The following is a 16,736-nucleotide window of genomic DNA, read 5'->3' on the forward strand; positions in this document are numbered from 1 at the left end:
CCCGCCGAGCCGGTCTCCGGCCGATTACTTCTGGTGTCGGCTCTCGCGCACGGCGACGTTCTCCGTCTCGGCGAACTCGCCGGCCACCGTCGCCGTGTCCTGGGCGAGTTCCTCGACGGAGGTCGCGAGCTGCGCGGTGAACGCGCGGGCGGCCTCGGCTGCCGGCACGTAGTTCGCGTCGTACGACTCTTTGAAGTCGCCGTCGCCCGCCGCGCCCGGATAACGGGATGCCAGCTGCTCGACGGTCGCGGACAGACCCCGCACCCGGCTGTGGAGGGCGCTGATCCGTCGCGCGCTCTGACGCATCCGGTCGGGGTCGGCGGCGAAGCGGTCATCGCTCATGGCGACCGCCCTGCAGCTGGTCGACCATGGTCTGCATCATGGCCGCCATCTCATCCGCGGTCGGCAGTCCCGCCGCGGGATCGAGGCCGTCCGGTCCGCCCTCGGCGAGAAGAAGCCGACCGCGCTCCTGAACCTCGCGCTGCGCCTGCGCGACGACGGCGACGATCTTGGCGCACAGTTCTTTCGGTGCGAGCTCGCGCCACGACTGACCGGTCATCCGCAGATCGGTGAGCACACCTCGCGCATCCACCGTGGCGCTCAGCACACGGTCCTTCGACGTCGCGGTCGCCGTCAGCGCGTCGATGTCGGCGGCGCGGGCGGCGAGATCGGCGTGCGTCTGGCGCACTTCCGTCATCATCTGCTCGATGTCGTCTCCGGTGAACTGCATCATGATCCCTTCTGCTGCGCCACCGCAGCCTCTTCGGACGCGCCGGACTCGGCGCGCCTGCCCGCGACGGGCGCGCGTCCGGCAGCCACACCGGCCGGGACGTGCGCCGGTTGGACCGGCTCGCGCTCCTCGCCGAGGCCGACGACCCCGTTGCCGTCCGCGTTGGTCGTGCCCCAGACGGACTCGTCTTCGGCGAGCCAGGTGTTGCGTTCCCGGTCGCGGTCCCGCGACGCCTGCGCCTGCGGCGACATGGGCATCATCGGCATCCCTCCGCCGCCCATCCCTCCGCCGCCGGCCGCGCCGCCGTTGACGGCTCCGTTACCGCCCGCACCGCCGCCCGCGGCGAAGTCGTCCTGACCGCGGACGCCGTCGGTCGCGCCCCAGGTGTCTCCGCCGGCGCCGCCGCCGGGGGCGCCGAAGGACGCGGTGTCGCCCGCTCCGCCGCCTGAGCCGGCGATGCCCGAGCCGGCGTCCCCGAGCATGCCGGCCCCGCCGACGCCTCCGCCGGGCGAGTATCCGCCACCGCCGACGTTCGGGAGGTCGCTCGCGCCACCGCTGCCCCCGAAGCCCGCACCGCCGCCCGCGGCGAAATCGCCCGCGTCCGCGCCGACACCGGGGGTGAGATCCACTCCTCGTCCGGGCGACCAGTCGAAGCCGGCGCCGCCGTCCTGCCCGATACCGGCACCGCCACCGGCCGCCCAGTCGTCCCCGGCGCCACCACCACCGGGCAGCCAGTCGGAGCCCGCACCGGCACCAGCGCCCGAGCCCGCACCGCCACCGCCCGTCGACCAGTCCGAGCCGGAACCACCCGCACCCGCACCGCCCGACGACCAATCAGAACCCGCACCGACACCATCGCCGAAGCCGGCACCGCCACCGCCGGTCGACCAGTCCGCCCCGGAGCCCGCCGCACCGCCGGAACCCGCGCCGACGTCGTCCCCGAACCCGACTCCCCCGGTCGACCAGTCTGCGCCGACACCGCCCGACGCCCCGTCGGAGCCGACACCGGCACCGGCAGAACCCGCACCGGCAGCGCCGCCCACTCCCGAGCCGACACCGCCCGACGCCCAGTCGGAGCCGAGACCGCCCGCGCCGCCGGAATCCGCACCGACGTCGTTGCCGAACCCGGCGCCGCCCGTCGACCAATCGGAGTCCGTGCTGCCGGCGCCCGTGCCGACGCCACTTCCGAGACCCGCACCGCCGGCGGTCGCTCCGGGGGCCGTCCAGCCGGCACCGCCGCCGGCGCCCGCGCCCGAAGACCCGAGATCGGGAAGGGCGGCTCCCGGCGCCGACGTCGATCCGTTCACACCGGCGCCGCCTCCGGACTCGGTGGGGGCCGTGAGCCCGGCGAAGTCCGCCGCCGGTTCGTCGAGGTCGGGCATGGTCACGTCGTCCGGAATCAGCGAAGCCCCGTCGTCGTAGGCACCGTCGCTCGTCCCGGGTCGTCGGCCGGCTGATCCGCTGTTGGTCCCGCGCGCGCCGCCGAAGCCACCCCCGCCGCCCCCGGGTGTGCCCACGACACCCACGCCACCGATACCCTGACCACTCCCGACATCGCCGGTGGACCACGAGCCGGTCCCCGCGCCGCCGCCTGCGCCTTCTGCGCCGAACCCGCCCACGCCGCCGGATCCGGACCCGCCGAAGGCACCGGCGCCGCCCGGACCCGTACCGTCGCCGACTGCGCCGAAGCCGCCATCGACACCGGCTCCGCCCGCCGAGCCCGCGCCCCCACCGCCGACTCCCGCTGCCGCACCGCCGCCGGCACCACCGGGACCGGAACCGAAGACCCCGTCGCCGTTGCCCGAGGCACCCGCGCCGCCGCCGGGACCGGAACCGAAAACCCCGTCGCCGTTGCCCGAGGCACCCGCGCCGCCACCCGGACCGTCGCCGAACACACCGTCGCCGTTACCCGAGGCACCCGCGCCGCCACCCGGACCATCGCCGAACACACCGTCGCCGTTACCCGAGGCACCGCCACCGCCCCCGCCCGAGCCGTCCCCGCCTACTCCGTTCCCTCCCGGGTAGAGAAGAGACGGGTCCTCCGGCATCGCGGTCGGATCCTGCATCTGCTTGAGAGCCCGCAACGACGATCGCATGGCCGTCTCGAGGGTCTGCTGTGCCGCGTAGACCTCGGCCGCGGCCGTCGCGAGGACGTCGCGCACGGACTGCGAGATCGCGCGGTTGATGGGGCCGTACGTCGACGGGCTCCGTAGATCTCCACCGACGCCGGTGAACCCCGGCGGGGCGAGCTGTGCGCGGTCGCCCCAGGTGTAGGCGGCGAAGACGCCCTTGGCATGTTCGACCGACATGCCGTTGCGTCCCTTCGCCCCGGCGCGCCAGGCGCGGTCGGCTTCCTCGATGTACCGGACGATGTCCTCCATCACCGCCGACTTGGCCTGCGCCGCACGATTGGCGATGGCCTCCTGGTGTTGGTTCCACGTGTTTTGCACGGATGTCTCGAAGGTGCGTACCGCCTCGGCCACGGTCCGCAGGTTGGCCCCGACGCCGCCGTCATCGGTGAGCTGGCGGTGCAGGGAGGCGAGTGATTTCTGCTGTGCGGTGAGCTGCGCCAGCAGGGCCGTCGCCGCCGACCCGCGGATGGACGAGTCCTCTGCACCGAGCGCCGTCGCGCGCGCGGAGATCTCCTCGGCGTTCTGCCCGATCACCGACGTGAACGTCTCGAACAGGGCGGCCGCCGTATCGGATCGCCGGGCGCTGAGTCCCGGACCGTTGTCACTGGCCACTTTGGCGACGTTGTTCCTCAGCGCCTGGAAGGCGTCGGCGAAACGGACGCCGGAGTCCGGGTTGTTGATGAGCTCGTACGTGCGGACGTTGTCCTCGTAGTGGAAGTATCCGTACCGCATGTCCGCCGACCAGTCGTCGCGGCCCGCTCCGCCGGGCGTCCCGCCGATCCATCCGTTCTCGGCGGCCTGCAACTCGTCGAGCACCGTCGCCAGTCCGCTGTCCTCCACACCCGCGACAAGCGCGAGGAGCGCCTCCAACCCCATGTCCCCCGTCGCGGTGGACCCGCTCGTCGAACCCCCTGCGCCCGTCGCTCCGTGGTCGCCTGAGCCCGTGGTGGTCTCGTCCTCGGCCATGTCGTCTCCTCGTTCGCAGGGGGTTCTCGGGGTGGGTTCTCGGTCAGGCCTGGGCCTGCACCGCGCTCAGATCGTCGGTCTCCTCGAAGAGTTGCTCCGCCTTGTCCAGCTGGTCGCGGAACTCGGGCAACGTCTTCTCGGTGAAGGTGTCCGTGAACGAACGCACCTGACCGGCGAGCGCCGAGACGGTGTTGCCGACCTGCGCGGCAGCCTCCCATCGCGCCTCGACGGGTTGCGCACGCAGATCCGAGCTGATGGCGTAACCGTCCGTGCCGTACAGCGCGTCGTCCGTGGTGGTCTCGACGTCCTGGACCAGCGCCTTGACCTGCTTGTACTGTTCGCGATCGAAGGCGACGCGGGTGCCGTCATCTGCCACGATTTCTCCTCTCGTCGGGGTCACGGGGTACCCGCCGACGGCGGGTACCCCGTCGTGCTCAGTTGAAGACGGCCGCGCCGCGCACGTCGCCGTCGAAGAACTCCTCGCGAACGCGGATGGCGGCGTTCTTGATGTTGAGGCCGGCCTGCTGGACCTCCTCGTACTCGACGTTCCAGCGCTGCTGCAGCTCGCCCCACACGGGCAGCGAGCGGCCCCACTGGGCCTCGCCCATCGGGCGGATGGTGTCGTAGATGTTCTGCAGGATCTGCTCGACCTCCTGGCAGGAGCTGTTGAGCGACTGGTTGGCCACCTCGAACTGGACGAGGTCGACGTTGAAGGACATAGCGTTTTCCTTTCGGGGGGAAGGGGTGATCAGGCCGCGGCGCTGGACGTGGTGGAGTCGTCGGTGTTGGTGCGCTGCGTCAGCAGCGCCTGCACCTGGGTGTTGAGGACGTCGAGCTTGTTCTTGATGTCGCTGTACTCGCTCTGCCACTCGGTGAGCCGGCGCTGCAGCACGATGCCGGCCTCCGCCCGCGCCGCTGCGGCCATCGTCTGGGTGGCGTCCTCGACGCGACCGCGGGCGGCCTCCATCGCGGAGACCTGCTCCATCGTGCGGCTGATGATCTGCTGGAGGGTTCCTGCTTCGAAACCGGTGAGCTGTGCCATGACTTTCTCCTTGTTCGGGGGTGATGAGGGGATGAGTTCGAACGAATGGGGACGTGGATACGAAACCTGCGGGCGCCTCCTCTCCTACGTCGCGATCGTGGGGCCTGTCGGCAGGAGCGCGAGCAGCGCTTCCGGCACGGCAGGAGATCGAGAGGCGTCGAGCCCGAGGGCGGATGCCGTGGCGGTGTCGGCGACGGGGTACTTGGTGCCGTCGTCCGAGACGAGGTACAGGCCGATTCCGCTGACGCCCGGCGCAGCCGCCGTGGCGGCGAGGAGCCCGGCGCCCGGGGCGACCTCGACGGCCCCGCCTGCCTCGACGAGCGCGGTGGTCTCGACGGACGCGATGGTCGTCCGTCCGTCCGCCCACACCGAGCACGGCGCCGCATCCGGCGCCATCGGCGTCGGGGGCGTGCGGGGCAGCTCGTCCTGCCACGACGCAGCATCCGCGATCCGCGCCGCGACGAGATCGCGCCGATCCAGAGCGCGCGGCGACGGCAGCCCGGAGGCCGGGGCCGCGGTGAGCAGCGCCGCGACCGTCTCGGTGATGGGCATCAGGCCGCTGGAGGTCACGACGTAGCGTGACCCGTCGCCCTCGGTATCCATCACCTGCCCGAGCGTGGTCCCTTGCCCGGCGATCTCCGGTCCGACCCCGCCGAGCGTCAGAGGCGACAGGTCGAGGTCGCGACCATCGGGGATGGTGTCCAACCACGCGGGCTCGACCGGGGTGGCCTGCGTCGGCTCGAAGCCGATCGCGCGCGCGGCCCAGGCCTCCTCGACGCGAGAGCGCACCCCGTCCCAGAGGAGCCACAGCTGGCCACTCGATGTCACGAGCGCTCCCTCACCGTCGCCCAGGGGCGTGGTCCGCGGCGCTCCGCCGATCGTCAGAGACGTCGTTCCGTCGGCAGCGCACGCGGTCCAGGTCGGCGCGGGCGACGAGGCGGACGGGAGTTCGTCGGGCAGACCCTCGAAGCCCACCGCGCGGCCCCGGGGCACGGACGCGAGGTCCGCACTCGAGACGCGGACGACGGACGGCGGTCCCCCGACGAGAAGGGCGGCGGATGCCAGATTCATGACGGGGTGGAGCACGTCGTCGATGAGCACGTAGCGGCTACCGGTGGTCTCATCGACGAGGAGCGCGCCGCGCTGCTCGCGCCAGCTGTCGTTCGTCGTGAACAGGAACAGGTTGAGGACGACCACGACCACGATTGCGGCCGCCGCGACGGCGGCGCCGATCCCCATGCCGGTCGACGTGCGCCGCAGCGGACGATCGGGCGAGTCGGGGTCGGACCGCAGGACCGCCGCCGAGAGACGCCCGCGCAGGAACAGGTGCGCGTCGACGAGATCCCGTCTGCCGTACATGTCGTCTCTCCTTTCCTGCCGTCATCTCGACCACGGCCGAACGGCCGAGGATGGTTCACACGATGTCCGCGATCCAATCGAAGAGACCCGCCACGGCGAGCATCAGACCGGGCACGGCGATGGCGCAGCACCAATGCAGGACGTCGCCGGCTCGCCCCCAGGTCGGTGCGAGACGCGTGCGCGGAAGGACCAGGGCCAGCACGCACGCGTGACCGGCGACGACGATCAGCAGGAGGACCGAGAGGACCTGCCAGACCGGGTCGAGGACCGCGGCCTGCGCGACACCGAGCACCGCCGCCGGCAGAGCGGCGGCGACGAGCACCGCCCCGCGTTGCAGCGTCGCGTGCAGCTCTCTCGCCTGCAGCGCGACCGCCACGCTTGCGGCGACCGTCAGGGCCGCGCAGGTCCACTCGCGCACCAGCGCGAGGTCGATCAGCGCCGCACACAGCAGGGCGGCCCAGGCGACCCACAGGGCGGTGGCCGTCTGGTGCGCGACCGTCGCGCGCCGCTGCACGTCGTCGGCTGGGACGGCGTCCAGGCCGGTCTGGAACTCCGCCGTCGACAGCGGCACGGAATCGACGGCCAGTCCGCCGATCCACGCGGCGAGCCCCGGGATGCCGCGCGCCAGACCGAGCGCGAGGACCACGAGGATCGCCGCCCCGGCGGCCAGGTCGAGACCGAGCACGAGCGGCAGAGACAGGGCGGAGACCGCCAACATGGCCGCGCCCGTCGAGGCCAACAGCACGGGACGGACGCCGCCGCGGGCGTAGGCCGCCGCGCCCGCCGCGACCCCCCACAGGGCGGCTCCCGCCGCGAGGATCGCCGGCGCAGACGCCTCGGCGCCGGGGAACAGGGCGGCGGGCACCGTCGCGCCCGCGACGCCGGCTGCGGTCACGCCCACACCGGTCAGGACCGCCCCCATCGGGTCGTCCCACAGCCGCCCGACGAGGACTCCCGCGGCGAGCAGCACCAGGGCGAGCGCCCCCGCCATGATGGGGGCGATCGTGCCGGCGCCGCCGGCGATGACGACGGCCGCCGAAGAGGCGACCGCGGTCGCGGCCAGAGCCGATCGGCGCGTTGACCTGGACGACCAGTCGTCATCGCGCGCGTCGAGCACCGACTGCACGCCGTCGACGACGTCGTCGTACTGCGCCGGGGCGAGTGCGGCCGCGCGCGGGCGCAAGAACAGCACGTCACCGTCGAGGAGCCCCGCGGATGCCGTACCCAGGTCTTCGTCGAGCGGCGCGTGGCCGAGACGTTGCAGGACCCACCCCCCGTGGTTGAGGCCCCGTGTCGCGAGCGACGGGTCGAGATGGCCCACGATCGTCGGCAGCAACTCCGCGATCGGGATGTGCGACGGGACGGCGAGCTCGACGCGGGAGGTCGGTCCGACCACGCTGAGGCGGCACATGTCTCCGGTGCTCGCAGCGACGAAGGGCTCCTCGGCCCGCCGGTGATCCTCTGCCGTGCCGGGTGCTGTGCGCTGATCGAGCGTGGTCATGCACTGCACACGCGCCGAGACGAGGCGAGGGTTCATCGTGGCGGCGCGACGTCGGCGGCGTCGCGATGAACCCCGCGCGGGGGGACAGCCGTGGAAGGGGTGACGCACATGCAGCGAGGAGAGCCGACATGAGCACCATCCCCTTCCGCAGGCAGCAGAGAGAGAAGCCGCCCGAGCTGCCCTCGGGCGACATCGAACTGCAGGAGCCGCCGTCGCTGCCGGAGCTGCAGCCGAAGGACCCGCTGACGATGCTCATGATGGTGCCGATGATGCTCATCAGCGGGGTGATGATGCTCGTCTTCCTCGGCGAGCGCAATCCCGCCCTCGCCGTCGGACTCTTCCTGGGCATGCTCGCCCTGGCGGTGCTCATGGTTCTGGTGCAGCTCACCCGGGCCGCGGCCGAACGCCGGACCACCGTGCGCGGCGATCGCCGGGACTTCCTCCGCTACCTCGGGCAGATGCGCGGAAAGGTCCGAGGTGCGGCCGCGCAGCAGCGCGCTTCCCTGATGTGGCGGCATCCCGACCCGGCGTCGTTGTCGAACATGGCGATGACCGCGCGGCTGTGGGAGCGCCGCGGCACTCACGGCGACTTCGGCGAGCTGCGCATCGGCACCGGGTCGCACAGCCTCAGCCAGCGCATCACGCCCCTCTCGACCAAGCCCATCGCCGATCTGGAGCCCCTTTCGGCGCGAGCGCTGCGGCGCTTCATCGCCGTGCACGGCTCGGTGCCCGACCTTCCCGTCTCCCTGTTCGTCCGTCGTCTCGCGAACATCCGGCTCACGGGCGACGCGGATGCCGCGCGGAGCATGGCCCGGGCGCTCGTCGCTCAAGCGGTGACGACGCACGCGCCGGATGAGCTGCGCGTCGCCGTCTGTGCGTCACCCGATCGCGCCGCCGATTGGGACTGGACGAAGTGGCTGCCGCACGCGCAGCACCCGAGCGGCCAGGACGGAGCGGGATCTGCGCGACTCTTCGCGACGGACGTCGCCGAGTTCATCGAGCTCATCGACGCCGACATGAACGGGCGTTCGCGTTTCGAGCCCGGCGCCTCTCCCACCGCCGAAGAGCCCTACCATCTCGTCGTCTTCGACGGCATCGCCCCCGCGCCCAGGTCGCGCATCACGTCGGGCGGATACCGCTGCACCACCGCGATCACCCTCGGCGTCGAGGTGGACGAGAACGACACGTCGGGTCTTCTGCTGGACGTGCGGACGGATGCCGTGCACATGCTGCGCCGCGATCGCACCGAGGGCGTGCAGCGCTCGCTGCTGTGCGTTCCGGATGCCATGAGTCTCGCCGCCGCGACGGCGCTCGCTCGTGTGATCGCTCCCTACCGTGCGGGCGGTCGCTCGGCGGATGCGAGCGAGCCGATGGTGTCGGACTTCGAGCTGCCGACGCTGCTCGGCATCGACGACGTGGACAAGTGGGCCCCCGCGAGCTCTCTGCGCGAGGGCCTCGATCGCACGCGCCTGCGCATCCCGCTGGGCGTCGACGAGCGTGGACACCCCGTGCATCTCGACATCAAAGAGGCCGCCCAGGGGGGCATGGGGCCGCACGGCCTTCTCATCGGGGCCACCGGCTCCGGCAAGAGCGAGCTGCTGCGCACGCTCGTGCTCGGCATGGCGATGACGCACTCGTCCGAGACCCTCAATTTCGTGCTCGTCGATTTCAAGGGGGGCGCGACGTTTCTGGGCCTCGACGAGCTGCCCCACGTCTCGGCGCTCATCACGAACCTCGCCGACGAGGCGACGCTCGTCACCCGCATGCAGGACGCCCTGGCGGGTGAGCTGAACCGGCGGCAGGAGTACCTGCGGGCGGCCGGCAACTACTCGTCGCTGCTCGAGCACGAGAAGGCGCGGCTCGCGGGAGCACCGCTCGAGGCCATGCCGACGCTGTTCGTCATCGTGGACGAGTTCAGCGAGCTGCTGGCATCCAATCCGGACTTCGCCGAGCTGTTCGTCATGATCGGACGGCTGGGGCGTTCCCTCGGTGTGCATCTCCTGTTGGCCAGCCAGCGCCTCGAGGACGGCCGCATGACGAAACTCGAGAGCCATCTGTCGTACCGCATCGGCCTGCGGACGTTCTCGGCGATGGAGAGCCGGAGCGTCATCGGCGTCCCCGACGCGCACCAACTGCCGAACGCACCCGGCAACGGGTACCTCCGCAGCGACGTCGCGACGCTCACGCGATTCAAAGCCGCGTACGTCTCGGGCACCTACCGGCGGCGCACGCGCGAGGAGCGACAGGAAGAAGTGCGTCAGCAGGTCGTCGTCTTCCAGGCGTCGCGCGTCGCGCCCCCCGTGGTCGAGGACACGTCACTGCCCGTGCCGGAAGAAACGGCCGCCGGACCCGCCCCTACGGGGATCTCGCCCGGGGTCGACGACACGGTCATGTCGATGATCGTCGACCGCCTGGTCGGTTTCGGCCCCCCGGCTCACCAGGTCTGGTTGCCGCCGCTCGCCGCGCCGCCGACGCTCGATCAGCTCCTGCCGCCACTGCTGGTCGACCCGGACCGCGGACTGCACGCCATCGGGTGGACCGGCTCCGGGCACCTCGGCGTGCCCATCGGCGTGGTCGACAAGCCCTACGAGCAGACGCGGGAGCTCTACGAGATCGACCTCGCCGGCGCGGGCGGCAACGTCGGCATCGCCGGAGGCCCCCAATCCGGCAAGACGACGTTGTTGCGCACCATGGTCAGCGCCCTCGCGCTCACGCACACCCCGGCCGAAGTGCAGTTCTACTGCATCGACTTCGGCGGCGGCGGCCTCTCGACGCTCGAAGGACTCCCCCACGTCGGCGGTGTCGCCACCCGCCGGCAGGCCGAGCAGGTCGCGCGCACGATCGCCGAGGTGCGCACCCTGCTCCGCGACCGCGAACAGCTCTTCACCGACGCAGCTCTCGAGGGCATGGCCGAGTACCGCGCCAAGCGCGCCGCCGGAGAGCTCGCCGAGCAGCAGTTCGGCGACGTCTTCCTGGTCGTCGACGGCTGGGCGGCTCTGCGCGCCGAGTTCGAAGAGCACGACATGACGCTGCGGGAGATCGCGCGACAGGGCCTGGCCTACGGCGTGCACGTCATGATCTCGACGAGCCGCTGGACCGACGTGCACAGCTCGTTGCGCGACCAGCTCGGAACGCGCGTGGAGCTGAAGCTGGGCGACCCGATCGACTCCGTCCATGGCATGCGCAAGGCGGCGACCGTGCCGCAGCTGCCGGGACGCGGCATCACCGTCGACGGCATGCACTTCCTCGCCGGTGTGCCGCGCATCGATGGCGACACCTCGGTGGAGGGGCTCGCCGCGGCATCCCGAGGTCTCGGCGAGGCCCTCGACGAGGCGTGGGACGGTCCCCTCGCCCCGCCGGTGCGCATGCTGCCCGCGGTGCTCGACGCCGCCGTGCTGCCCGCTCCGACGCTGCCCGGCCCGATCATCGCGCTCGGGCACGGCGAGCAGGACCTTCAGCCGGTGTGGCACGACTTCGCGCTGAAGCCGCACCTGAGCATCGTCGGCGACTCGGCGAGCGGCAAGACCGGGGCTCTTCGGCTCATCGCGCGCGGCGTCGTCGACGCGTATGCGCCCGACGACGTGCGGATGGTCGTCATCGACCCGCGCCGCGGCGTCGTCGAATCGGTCCCGGAGACGTACCAGTTCGCCACCGCCTTCTCGACCTCGGCCACCGAGCAGGTGGTCGCCAAGCTCGTCGCCGAACTGCGCGGCCGCGTACCGAGCGCCGACATCACACCGGCGCAGCTGCGTCGGCGGGACTGGTGGAGCGGCCCGGAGTTCTTCGTGCTCGTCGACGACTACGACCTGCTGCTGGGCGGGGGGATGTCGGGCCCACTCATGCCGCTGGTCGAGCTCATCCCGCAGGCGGGCGACATCGGACTGCACCTCGTCCTCGCCCGCGCGGGCGCGGGCTCGAGCAGAACGGCGATGGATGCCGTCATCCGACGCCTGCACGAGTCGAACACACCCGAGCTGACGCTCTCGATGCCCGCATCCGAGCCGATGACGTTCTCGCCGGGCCGGGGCAGGCCGCTGCCGGCCGGACGCGCGTCTCTTCTCACGCGACGCGGGGGAACCGGTCTGCAGATCGGCTGGACGGAGCCGCCGCAATGAGCCTCCACCGCGCGAGGCGCACGCTCCGACGCATCGCGGTCGTCGCCGTGGCATCCCTCGCGGCGGGGCTGCCGGCTGTCGCACTGCCGAGCCTTCCCGCGGCAGCCGCGGCGTCGTGCGCGGCGTCCGCCGGTTCGCCGATCATCGAGGGCGCTTCGTGGGGCCAGCTGCGGATGGGCGCCGAACACGCGTGGCCCCGCACCACGGGAGACGTCGTCGTGGCCGTGCTCGACACGGGGGTCAGCGCGGCGACGACATCGCTGCAGGGTCATGTGCTGCCGGGTGTCGACCTGGCGGGCGGTCCCGCCGATAGCGATTGCTACGGCCGCGGCACCTTCATCGGCTCCCTCATCGCCGGGCACGCCGTCGAGGGCACGCAGTTCGTCGGTCTCGCACCGGGAGCGACGATCCTTCCCGTCCGCGTCACCGGCAATCCCGACGACATCGCGCTGGTCGACGCGCTGCCGACTCTCTTGGCACGGGGCATCACGGCAGCGGTCGACGGGGGCGCCCGAGTGATCGCCGTCCCGCTCACGGCGACGGCCAGCTCTCCCGAACTGGAGCAGGCCGTGCGGGCGGCGGTCGCCGCCGATGTCCTCGTCGTCGCCGCGGCAGGCTCTCCGACCACGGACGCGGCGGCCTACCCGGCCCGCCTCGACGGTGTGCTGTCGGTCGCGCCGCTCGGCGAGGACGGTGGCGTAGAGGCATCTCGGCTCGGTGCCGCGCCGGATATCGCGGCTCCCTCCGCCGGTCTCGTGGGCGCCGTACCGGACGGTGCGGGGCACGTGGTCGGCGACGAGCCCGGCTTAGCCGTGGCCTACGCCGCCGGTGCCGCGGCCCTCGTCCGAGCCGACGACCCCACGCTCACCGTCGAAGCCGTCATCCAGCGCCTGATGGTCACGGCCGATGCGCCGACTCGACCGCTGCCGGAGGGAGCGAGCACCGATCCGTCGCTCGGTGCCGGCGTGGTCGACCCCGTCGCCGCGATCTCGCGCCTCGCCCCCGGGCAGATCGTGGCCGCGCCCGACGAGGCGCTGACGCTGGAGGTTCCCCCGCCCGCCGACGAGCGGCCCGACGCTCTCGCGTTGGTGCTGGGCCTCGGCCTGCTGGGTGCGGCTGGCGCCGCCCTCGGGCCCCTCGTCGGGGTGGCGACCGTCCGTCGAGCTTCGCGAGGATCTTGACGCCTCCCTTCGAACGGCCTGTGTCCGGCCCCTCCCGTGCAGAAGGGCCCCCGCGTGTTCGCGGGGGCCCTTCTCAGGAATGGTGTCCAGGGGCACCGAAGGAACTCAGAAGTCCCAGTCGTCGTCCTCGGTCGCCTCGGCCTTGCCGATGACGTACGACGAGCCCGAGCCACTGAAGAAGTCGTGGTTCTCGTCGGCGTTCGGCGAGAGGGCCGAGAGGATCGCGGGGTTCACATTCGTCACCGACGCGGGGAACATCGCCTCGTAGCCGAGGTTCATCAGAGCCTTGTTCGCGTTGTAGTGAAGGAACTTCTTCACGTCTTCGCTCAGTCCGACCGAGTCGTACAGGCTCTGCGTGTAGCCCACCTCGTTGTCGTAGAGCTCGTACATCAACGAGAACGTGTAGTCCTTGATGTCGTCACGACGGGCCTGGTCGACCGTCTCGAGACCGCGCTGGAACTTGTAGCCGATGTAGTACCCGTGCACGGCCTCGTCACGGATGATGAGGCGGATGAGGTCGGCGGTGTTGGTGAGCTTGGCGCGGCTCGACCAGTGCATCGGCAGGTAGAACCCCGAGTAGAACAGGAACGACTCGAGCAGGGTCGAGGCGACCTTGCGCTTCAGCGGGTCATCGCCACGGTAGTAATCCATGACGATGCGCGCCTTCTTCTGAAGGAACTCGTTCTCGGTCGACCAGCGGAAAGCCTCGTCGATCTCTTTCGTCGAGCACAGCGTCGAGAAGATCGACGAGTAGCTCTTGGCATGTACCGACTCCATGAACGCGATGTTCGTGTACACGGCTTCCTCGTGCGGGGTGATCGCGTCGGGGATGAGCGAGACCGCGCCGACCGTGCCCTGGATCGTGTCGAGGAGCGTGAGCCCCGTGAACACGCGCATCGTGAGCGTCTGCTCCTCGGGGGTGAGCGTGTTCCACGACTGGATGTCGTTCGACAGCGGCACCTTCTCGGGCAGCCAGAAGTTGTTCACCAGACGGTTCCAGACCTCGAGGTCCTTGTCGTCCTGGATGCGGTTCCAGTTGATGGCCTGCACGTGGTTCAGCAACTGCAGCTTCTCAGCCATGTCGTTCCTGTGTCCTTGATCGATGAGAGGTCAGTGGCTCAGAGCATGCACGAGACGCACTCGGTCATGTCGGTGCCCTCGAGCGCCAGCTGACGCAGACGGATGTAGTAGATGGTCTTGATGCCCTTGCGCCACGCGTAGATCTGCGCCTTGTTGATGTCGCGGGTGGTGACGGTGTCCTTGAAGAACAGCGTCAGCGACAGGCCCTGGTCGACGTGCTGCGTCGCGGCGGCGTACGTGTCGATGACCTTCTCGTAGCCGATCTCGTACGCGTCCTGGTAGTACTCCAGGTTCTCGTTCGTCATGAACGGAGCCGGGTAGTAGACGCGACCGAGCTTGCCTTCCTTGCGGATCTCGATCTTCGAGGCGATCGGGTGGATCGAGCTCGTGGAGTTGTTGATGTACGAGATCGAACCGGTCGGGGGCACGGCCTGCAGGTTCTGGTTGTAGATGCCGTGCGCCTGCACCGACGCCTTGAGCTCGCGCCAGTCGTCCTGCGTGGGGATCTGGACGTTCGCGAACAGCTCCTTGGCCTTCGCCGTCTCGGGCGCCCACACCTGCTCGGTGTACCTGTCGAAGAACTCACCCGACGCGTAGGTGGAGTTCTCGAAGCCGTCGAAGGCGGTGCCGCGCTCGATCGCGAGGCGGTTCGAGGCACGCAGCGCGTGGAACAGCACCGTGTAGAAGTAGATGTTCGTGAAGTCGATGCCCTCTTCGGAGCCGTAGTAGACGTGCTCGCGAGCGAGGTAGCCGTGCAGGTTCATCTGGCCGAGGCCGATGGCGTGCGAACGGTCGTTGCCGTCTTCGATGGAACGCACCGAGGCGATGTGGCTCTGCACGCTCACGGCAGTGAGGGCACGGATCGCGGTCTCGACCGTGAGGCCGAGGTCGCCGCCGTCCATCGCGAGGGCGATGTTCATCGAGCCGAGGTTGCAGGAGATGTCCTTGCCGATGGTGTCGTACGAGAGGTCCTCGTTGTACGTGGTCGGCGTGTTGACCTGCAGGATCTCCGAGCACAGGTTCGACATGTTGATGCGTCCGGCGATCGGATTGGCCTTGTTCACCGTGTCCTCGAACATGATGTACGGGTAGCCCGACTCGAACTGGATCTCGGCGAGGGTCTGGAAGAACTCGCGCGCGTTGATCTTCGTCTTCTTGATGCGGGGGTCGTCGACCATCTCGCGGTACTTCTCGGTGACCGAGATGTCGCCGAACGGCTTGCCGTAGACCTTCTCGACGTCGTACGGCGAGAAGAGGTACATGTCCTCGCCGTTCTTGGCGAGCTCGAACGTGATGTCGGGGATGACGACACCCAGCGACAGCGTCTTGATGCGGATCTTCTCGTCGGCGTTCTCGCGCTTGGTGTCGAGGAAGCGCAGGATGTCGGGGTGGTGGGCGTTGAGGTACACCGCGCCGGCGCCCTGACGCGCGCCGAGCTGGTTGGCGTAGCTGAAGCTGTCTTCGAGAAGCTTCATCACCGGGATGATGCCCGACGACTGGTTCTCGATCTGCTTGATCGGAGCCCCCGCCTCGCGGATGTTCGACAGCAGCAGGGCGACGCCGCCGCCGCGCTTGGACAGCTGCAGAGCGGAGTTGATGCCGCGGGCGATCGACTCCATGTTGTCTTCGATGCGGAGCAGGAAGCACGACACGAGCTCGCCGCGCTGCGCCTTGCCCGCGTTGAGGAAGGTGGGGGTGGCGGGCTGGAAGCGGCCCGAGATGATCTCGTCGACCAGCTGCACGGCCAGGCGGGGGTCGCCGTCGGCGAGCGCGAGGGCGGTCATGACGACGCGGTCCTCGAAGCGCTCCAGATAGCGCTTTCCGTCGAAGGTCTTGAGGGTGTAGCTCGTGTAGTACTTGAAGGCGCCGAGGAAGGTCTCGAAGCGGAACTTCGCCCCGTACGCGCGGTCGTTCAGCTCCTGGATGAAGTCCATCGAGTACTTCTCGAGCACGGTCGGCTCGTAGTACTCCTTCTCGACGAGGTAGTCGAGACGCTCCTTGAGCGAGTGGAAGAACACCGTGTTCTGGTTCACGTGCTGCAGGAAGTACTCCCGCGCGGCACGCTTGTCGGCGTCGAACTGGATCTTGCCGCCGGCGTCGTACAGATTCAGCATCGCGTTGAGGGCGTGGTAATCCAATCCCTCGAATCGCGCCTCGGTCTTGAAGTCCACGTCGGTCAGCTCAACTTCCACCATCGTTCCAATCCCTCGTTGACCCGCTCGACATCGTCGGGGGTGCCGAAAACTTCCAGCCGGTACAGGTGCGGCACCCCGCATTTGCGCGCGATGATGTCGCCGGCGAGGCAGAAGGCGTCGCCGAAGTTCGTGTTTCCCGCGGCGATGACACCGCGGATGTTGCGTCGGTTCCGCTCCTCGTTGAGGAATCGGATGACCTGCTTGGGGACCGCGCCCTTCTCGACGCCCCGGCCGGCACCCCCACCGTAAGTGGGGGTGACCAGCACGAAGGGTTCGTCGACCTGGAGGGGCGGATCGGTCGGCCGGAGCGGAATACGCACGGCCCGCTTGCCGAGCTTCTCGATGAAACGCGCGGTGTTGCCCGACACGCTCGAGAAGTAGACCAGCAGCGGAGCCTCGGTCGCCGACAAGACAGTGCTCATGACGAAGGTCTGA

At 70.2% G+C, this 16,736-nt stretch carries 13 protein-coding genes; 2 read left to right on the forward strand and 11 right to left on the reverse strand.

All coding sequences use genetic code 11. The features are described 5' to 3' along the window. Positions 1-24: 24 nt before the first annotated feature. The 8 genes from NE358_RS11130 to eccD form a co-directional block, all read right to left on the reverse strand. Positions 25-342: a hypothetical protein gene (locus tag NE358_RS11130; RefSeq protein WP_289938486.1), complete on the reverse strand. Its 318-nt coding sequence runs from the start codon at positions 340-342 to the stop codon at positions 25-27. Then, positions 332-733 carry a YbaB/EbfC family nucleoid-associated protein gene (locus NE358_RS11135; protein ID WP_289938488.1) on the reverse strand — a complete coding sequence of 134 codons (402 nt, stop codon included), beginning with the start codon at positions 731-733 and terminating at the stop codon, positions 332-334. The genes NE358_RS11130 and NE358_RS11135 overlap by 11 nt, the downstream gene beginning before the upstream one ends. Continuing rightward, complete coding sequence (locus NE358_RS11140; protein ID WP_289938491.1) at positions 730-3,828, reverse strand: hypothetical protein; 3,099 nt, start codon at positions 3,826-3,828, stop codon at positions 730-732. Before NE358_RS11140 ends, NE358_RS11135 begins: the two co-directional genes overlap by 4 nt. Before the next feature lie 43 nt (positions 3,829-3,871). Then, positions 3,872-4,204: a hypothetical protein gene (locus tag NE358_RS11145; RefSeq protein WP_103206315.1), complete on the reverse strand. Its 333-nt coding sequence runs from the start codon at positions 4,202-4,204 to the stop codon at positions 3,872-3,874. Between the two features lie 58 nt (positions 4,205-4,262). Then, on the reverse strand, positions 4,263-4,547 hold the full coding sequence (locus NE358_RS11150; RefSeq protein WP_103206314.1) for a hypothetical protein: 285 nt from the start codon (positions 4,545-4,547) through the stop codon (positions 4,263-4,265). A gap of 29 nt (positions 4,548-4,576) precedes the next feature. After that, entirely contained in the window at positions 4,577-4,870 is a 294-nt protein-coding gene (locus NE358_RS11155) for a hypothetical protein (RefSeq protein ID WP_103206313.1), read from the reverse strand. Between the two features lie 84 nt (positions 4,871-4,954). Continuing rightward, a complete protein-coding gene (eccB, locus tag NE358_RS11160) occupies positions 4,955-6,229 on the reverse strand; it encodes a type VII secretion protein EccB (protein WP_289938495.1) in 1,275 nt (424 codons plus the stop codon). Between the two features lie 55 nt (positions 6,230-6,284). Next, positions 6,285-7,730, reverse strand: coding sequence for a type VII secretion integral membrane protein EccD (gene eccD, locus NE358_RS11165; protein ID WP_289938497.1), 1,446 nt, complete (start codon positions 7,728-7,730; stop codon positions 6,285-6,287). A 128-nt stretch (positions 7,731-7,858) separates the two neighbouring features. Between eccD and eccCa the strand changes: the two genes are divergently transcribed. Both eccCa and NE358_RS11175 read left to right on the forward strand, forming a co-directional pair. Then, complete coding sequence (gene eccCa / locus NE358_RS11170; protein WP_289938499.1) at positions 7,859-11,845, forward strand: type VII secretion protein EccCa; 3,987 nt, start codon at positions 7,859-7,861, stop codon at positions 11,843-11,845. After that, on the forward strand, positions 11,842-13,026 hold the full coding sequence (locus tag NE358_RS11175; protein WP_289938502.1) for a S8 family serine peptidase: 1,185 nt from the start codon (positions 11,842-11,844) through the stop codon (positions 13,024-13,026). Before eccCa ends, NE358_RS11175 begins: the two co-directional genes overlap by 4 nt. A 105-nt stretch (positions 13,027-13,131) precedes the next feature. On the opposite strand, the gene nrdF is transcribed toward NE358_RS11175, so the two are convergent. The 3 genes from nrdF to nrdI are packed head-to-tail and all read right to left on the reverse strand — an operon-like array spanning position 13,132 to position 16,723. Next, a complete protein-coding gene (gene nrdF, locus NE358_RS11180; protein ID WP_074696716.1) occupies positions 13,132-14,106 on the reverse strand; it encodes a class 1b ribonucleoside-diphosphate reductase subunit beta in 975 nt (324 codons plus the stop codon). A gap of 38 nt (positions 14,107-14,144) precedes the next feature. Then, positions 14,145-16,301, reverse strand: a complete 2,157-nt coding sequence (gene nrdE, locus NE358_RS11185) for a class 1b ribonucleoside-diphosphate reductase subunit alpha (protein ID WP_289938508.1) — start codon at positions 16,299-16,301, stop codon at positions 14,145-14,147. Then, positions 16,283-16,723 (reverse strand): class Ib ribonucleoside-diphosphate reductase assembly flavoprotein NrdI, encoded by a 441-nt coding sequence (nrdI, locus tag NE358_RS11190; RefSeq protein WP_103206464.1) that lies wholly within the window; start codon positions 16,721-16,723, stop codon positions 16,283-16,285. The genes nrdE and nrdI overlap by 19 nt, the downstream gene beginning before the upstream one ends. Positions 16,724-16,736 lie beyond the last annotated feature (13 nt).

This window comes from Sphingomonas sp. G5 (assembly GCF_052660795.1).

What these genes read in the sequence shown, in the direction of transcription:
- nrdE (WP_289938508.1), bottom strand. Translation starts at nt 16,301, where the DNA reads ATGGTGGAAGTTGAGCTGACCGACGTGGACTTCAAGACCGAGGCGCGA.
- NE358_RS11150 (WP_103206314.1), bottom strand. Translation starts at nt 4,547, where the DNA reads ATGTCCTTCAACGTCGACCTCGTCCAGTTCGAGGTGGCCAACCAGTCG.
- nrdI (WP_103206464.1), bottom strand. Translation starts at nt 16,723, where the DNA reads ATGAGCACTGTCTTGTCGGCGACCGAGGCTCCGCTGCTGGTCTACTTC.
- NE358_RS11155 (WP_103206313.1), bottom strand. Translation starts at nt 4,870, where the DNA reads ATGGCACAGCTCACCGGTTTCGAAGCAGGAACCCTCCAGCAGATCATC.
- NE358_RS11135 (WP_289938488.1), bottom strand. Translation starts at nt 733, where the DNA reads ATGATGCAGTTCACCGGAGACGACATCGAGCAGATGATGACGGAAGTG.
- eccD (WP_289938497.1), bottom strand. Translation starts at nt 7,730, where the DNA reads ATGACCACGCTCGATCAGCGCACAGCACCCGGCACGGCAGAGGATCAC.
- NE358_RS11140 (WP_289938491.1), bottom strand. Translation starts at nt 3,828, where the DNA reads ATGGCCGAGGACGAGACCACCACGGGCTCAGGCGACCACGGAGCGACG.
- NE358_RS11175 (WP_289938502.1), top strand. Translation starts at nt 11,842, where the DNA reads ATGAGCCTCCACCGCGCGAGGCGCACGCTCCGACGCATCGCGGTCGTC.
- nrdF (WP_074696716.1), bottom strand. Translation starts at nt 14,106, where the DNA reads ATGGCTGAGAAGCTGCAGTTGCTGAACCACGTGCAGGCCATCAACTGG.
- eccCa (WP_289938499.1), top strand. Translation starts at nt 7,859, where the DNA reads ATGAGCACCATCCCCTTCCGCAGGCAGCAGAGAGAGAAGCCGCCCGAG.
- NE358_RS11130 (WP_289938486.1), bottom strand. Translation starts at nt 342, where the DNA reads ATGAGCGATGACCGCTTCGCCGCCGACCCCGACCGGATGCGTCAGAGC.
- eccB (WP_289938495.1), bottom strand. Translation starts at nt 6,229, where the DNA reads ATGTACGGCAGACGGGATCTCGTCGACGCGCACCTGTTCCTGCGCGGG.